This window comes from Streptomyces sp. NPDC057654 (assembly GCF_042800135.1).
Classification (GTDB): Bacteria; Actinomycetota; Actinomycetes; order Streptomycetales; family Streptomycetaceae; genus Streptomyces.
In genome coordinates, this window is record NZ_JBHVHQ010000812.1 from 1 (window position 1) to 3,912 (window position 3,912).

The 3,912-nt window shown below is 73.0% G+C and carries 3 protein-coding genes; all 3 read right to left on the reverse strand.

Annotated elements, in window-relative coordinates:
• Positions 1–304 precede the first annotated feature (304 nt).
• The gene (locus ACFU99_RS36335; protein WP_384400710.1) at positions 305–478 is read right to left on the reverse strand and encodes a hypothetical protein; all 174 of its coding nucleotides are present in this window, start codon (positions 476–478) and stop codon (positions 305–307) included.
• A 252-nt stretch (positions 479–730) separates the two neighbouring features.
• Positions 731–973 carry a hypothetical protein gene (locus ACFU99_RS36340; protein ID WP_384400713.1) on the reverse strand — a complete coding sequence of 81 codons (243 nt, stop codon included), beginning with the start codon at positions 971–973 and terminating at the stop codon, positions 731–733.
• A 393-nt stretch (positions 974–1,366) separates the two neighbouring features.
• Positions 1,367–3,912, reverse strand: a 2,546-nt coding sequence (locus ACFU99_RS36345) for an ATP-binding protein (protein ID WP_384400716.1), incomplete at its 5' end; no start/stop codon positions are given.

Here is a 3,912-nt window from a genome sequence, read left to right on the forward strand (position 1 = left end):
GCCGCGGGAAGTGGAGTTCGTGGCAGAACTGCCGCGCAACGCGAGCGGCAAGATCCTCAAGACGCTCCTCCGCACGGGCGCGCGGCGGTAGCCCCGACGGCCACGACGACTGAGCCGACGGCCATCTCCGACGACTGAGCCGACGGCCATCCCGACGGCCGTCTCCAGCAGCCATCCCGACGGCTATCCCCGGCAGCCATCCCCGACGGGCCCCGACAGCTGCCCGCGAACAATGTGGCGGGCAGCCGTCCGAGGCCGGCCCGGCCCGGCCCGGGGTTTCCCGGTGCCGGTGAGGCGTGACCCGCTATGCGTCGGTGCCGGTGGCGTGCTCGTCCGCCGGTATCGCGAGCGCGGCGTGCGTGTCCGTGGGCGCCGGCCGGGTCGCGTGTTCGTCCATGGCCGTGGCCAGGCTGAGCGCGGCCGTGGCGGCGAAGAGAACGGATGCGACGGATGCGAGGGCCTTCTTCGTGCGGGTCATTCCAACTCCTCCAACTGGCGGGAGTGCCATTCGCCGAATGAATCTATTAACAACAAGCGGTCGACTTAGGCCAAGTGGCCAGATTCCAGTGGAACTTTGGCGCGATCGAACCTGTGTGCCCCCCCCGGTATGCGTAAAGACCAGCCCCGACGACTCCCCCTCCGTGCCGTCGAGGCCGGTCTCTACGTCATTCCCCCGAATCCACCATGGCTTCGGATACCTCAGTTACCTCAGTTACTTCGGATACTTCGGTTACTTCGGGTCCGCGGACCCCGCGTGCTCGTCCTGCGGCGTGATGATCGGACGAGGCGCCCCCGCGTGCTCGTCCCGGTTCGCCAGGATCGGGCGCGTGCTGCCCGCGTGTTCGTCCTGCGGCGTGATGATCGGACGGGGCGCCCCCGCGTGCTCGTCCTTCACCGCGATGATCGGGCGTGTGCTGCCCGCGTGCTCGTCCTGCGGAGTGACCGGTCCGGTGGGTGGCTTCTGGTCGCTCATGTGAATCAACTCCCTTGAACTATGGGCGGTGGGGTTGAAAGAACCCGCCCGGCGATCTCCCCCGTGGGCCGCCGGGCGGGTGCCTCAGAGCACTCACCCAAGGGCGAGGCCCTGATCTCGACCCGCCTGCCCCCCGACGCGACGGATCGACATAAGAGAGAGTGCCGGTCGGCGATAAACGAATGATGAACGATGCGCTTGATGAACTACGCGCCGGCGGAACGAGGGCCCCGGCGGCGGCAGGGCGCCGAAGAGCCGAAGCCGGAGACGGCACGCCGGACGGCACACGCGGGGACACCCCCGTACCGCCCCCATACCGCCCCCGGGCCGAGCGCCGGACGACGCGTCACACGACCCCGCACCGGACGGCGGCGCACCGAGCCCGTCAGCCCGTCAGACCGTCACCACCGGCGACAGCAGCTCCCGTACCTCGTCCGCCTCGACCGTCCCCAACTGCTCGTGGATCGAGAGCGCCTCCTGCCAGCAGGCGCGGGCCCGGTCGGTCTGGCCGATCCCCGCCAGCGCCCTGCCCAGCACCGTCAGCACGATGGCCCGGCGCCAGTCGCCGCCGATGCCCCGAAGCCCGAGTGCCTGCTCCGCGTGGCCCGCGGCCTGCGCCGGGCGCCGAGCGGCGAGGTGCGCCTCCGCCAGCCGGTAGTGCGCCATGCCCTCCCACAGCGGCTGCCGGCTCTCGTGGAAGATGGCGAGGGCCGCCGTCAGCTGGCTGAACGCGTCGGCGAAGTGGCCGGCGCGGGTCAGCGCGAGCCCCAGCGCGTACTTGGCGTTGGCGAGCCGGAGGGTGAGGCCGAGGCTGTTGTAGATGTCGATGCCGTGCTGCGCCAGCTCGATCGCGCTGCCGGTGCGGTTCATCGCCAGCCGTACGCGCGAGAGGTTGCACAGCGCGCTCGCCTCGCCCGGCCGGTTGCCGTCGGTGCGGAACGCCTCGATGGCCTGCTGGAGGTATGCCTCCGCGTCGTCGTACCGCTTCTGGTAGAGCGCGATGATGCCGCGCTGGTTGGGCACCCGGCAGGTGGGCACCGGGTCGTCGACGGAGAGCCCGAGCAGCATCGCGCGCTGTGCCTCCTCGTCGGACTCGGCGAACTTGCCGACGAGGCTGCGGACGTGGGCCAGGAACGTACGCGCCCGGCCCTCGGCGCGCGCGTCCTGCGCCGCGTGCGCGGCCTCGCTGATCGCCGCGGCGGCCATCTCGTACTGGCGGGAGTTGGCGCCGGACTCGGCGAGGTCGACGGCGGCCATCAGCAGGTCCGCGCCGCGCCACAGCATGCCGCCCGCGGCGGCCTGCTGCGCGCACGCCAGCAGGCAGTTGGCCTCGGCGAACAGCCAGTCCAGTGCGGCGTCGTGGTGCGGGAAGGTCAGGCCCCGGCGCTCGGCGGGGGCCAGGTGGTCGACCAGGCGGTCGCCGGGGCGCTCGATCGCGTACACCCCGGCCGCGGTGGAGAGGTAGAAGTCCAGCAGCCGCGACATCGCCGCGACCCGCTCCGAGGGCGGCTGCTCGTCCCGCTCCGCGCATGCACGCGCGTAGAGTCGCACCAGGTCGTGGAAGCGGTAGCGGCCCGGCGCGGCGGACTCCAGGAGCGAGGTGTCGACGAGGGACTCCAGGAGCTCCTCGGTGGCCTCGGTGTCCAGGTCGAGCACGGCGGCGGCAGCCGCCAGCGAGATGTCCGGCCCGTCCGCCAGCCCCAGGAGGCGGAAGGCGCGTGCCTGGGAGCGCTCCAACTGGCCGTAGCCCAGCTCGAACGTGGCCTTGACGGCGAGGTCGCCGGCGCGCAGCTCGTCCAGCCGGCGGCGCTCGTCGGCGAGCTTGCGGGCGAGTACGGAGACGGTCCAGGTGCGGCGTGCGGCGAGCCGGGAGGCCGCGATGCGGATGGCGAGCGGGAGGAAGCCGCACGCGGCGACGACGTCCATGGCCGCGTCGCGCTCCGCGCCGACCCGTTCCTCGCCCACGATCCGGGTGAAGAGGACGAGCGCTTCCTCCGGGCTCATCACGTCGAGGTCCACGAGGTGGGCGCCGGCCAGGTCCACCATCCGGGAGCGGCTGGTGACGAGGGCCGCGCACCCTTCCGTGCCCGGCAGCAGCGGGCGGACCTGCGCCGCGTCACGCGCGTTGTCGAGCAGGGCGAGGACGCGGCGGCCGTCCAGCGTCGAGCGGTAGAGGGCGGCGCGCTCTTCGATGCCCTTGGGGATGGCGGTGTCAGGGGTGCCCAGGGCCCGTAGGAAGGAGCCGAGGACCGCTTCCGGGTCGGAGGCCGAGGGCCCGGCGCCCTGGAGGTCGACGTAGAGCTGGCCGTCGGGGAAGTGGTGGCGGGCGGCGTGCGCGACGTGCACGGCGAGCGTCGTCTTGCCGACGCCGCCGATGCCCGCGACGGCGGAGACGGCCATGATCCGGCCCTCGGCCGTGGCGAGCTGGTCGCTCAGCTCGCCCACGAAGGCGGCCCGGCCGGTGAAGTCGGGCACCGTGGCGGGCAGTTGCGCGGGGCGGACGAAGGAGGGGCCGGCGGTCGGGGGCCGGTCCTCGTCGCGGACGATGGGCGGCGCGGCGAGTTCGGCGTCGCCCTGGAGGATGCGCTGCTGGAGTTCGGCGAGGTCGGCGCAGGGGTCGACGCCGAGTTCGTCGGCGAGCAGCCGGCGGGTGTCCGCGTATACGGCGAGCGCCTCGGCCTGCCGGCCGCTGCGGTACAGGGCGAGCATCAGCAGTTCGCGCAGCCGCTCGCGCAGCGGGTGGGCGGCGGTCAGGGCGGTGAGCTCGGAGACGGTGTCGGCGTGCCGGCCGGCTTCGAGGTCGAGGTCGAGGCGGGTCTCGACGAGGGAGAGCCGCCACTCCTCCAGCCGGACGCGCTGGGTCTCCGCGTACGGCCCGGGGACGCCGGCGAGGGGCTCGCCGCCCCAGACGTCGAGGGCGTCGTTGACGAGCGTACGGG

Excerpts from the sequence above, each read along its gene's own strand:
- ACFU99_RS36335 (WP_384400710.1), bottom strand. The coding sequence starts at position 478 with ATGACCCGCACGAAGAAGGCCCTCGCATCCGTCGCATCCGTTCTCTTC.
- ACFU99_RS36340 (WP_384400713.1), bottom strand. The coding sequence starts at position 973 with ATGAGCGACCAGAAGCCACCCACCGGACCGGTCACTCCGCAGGACGAG.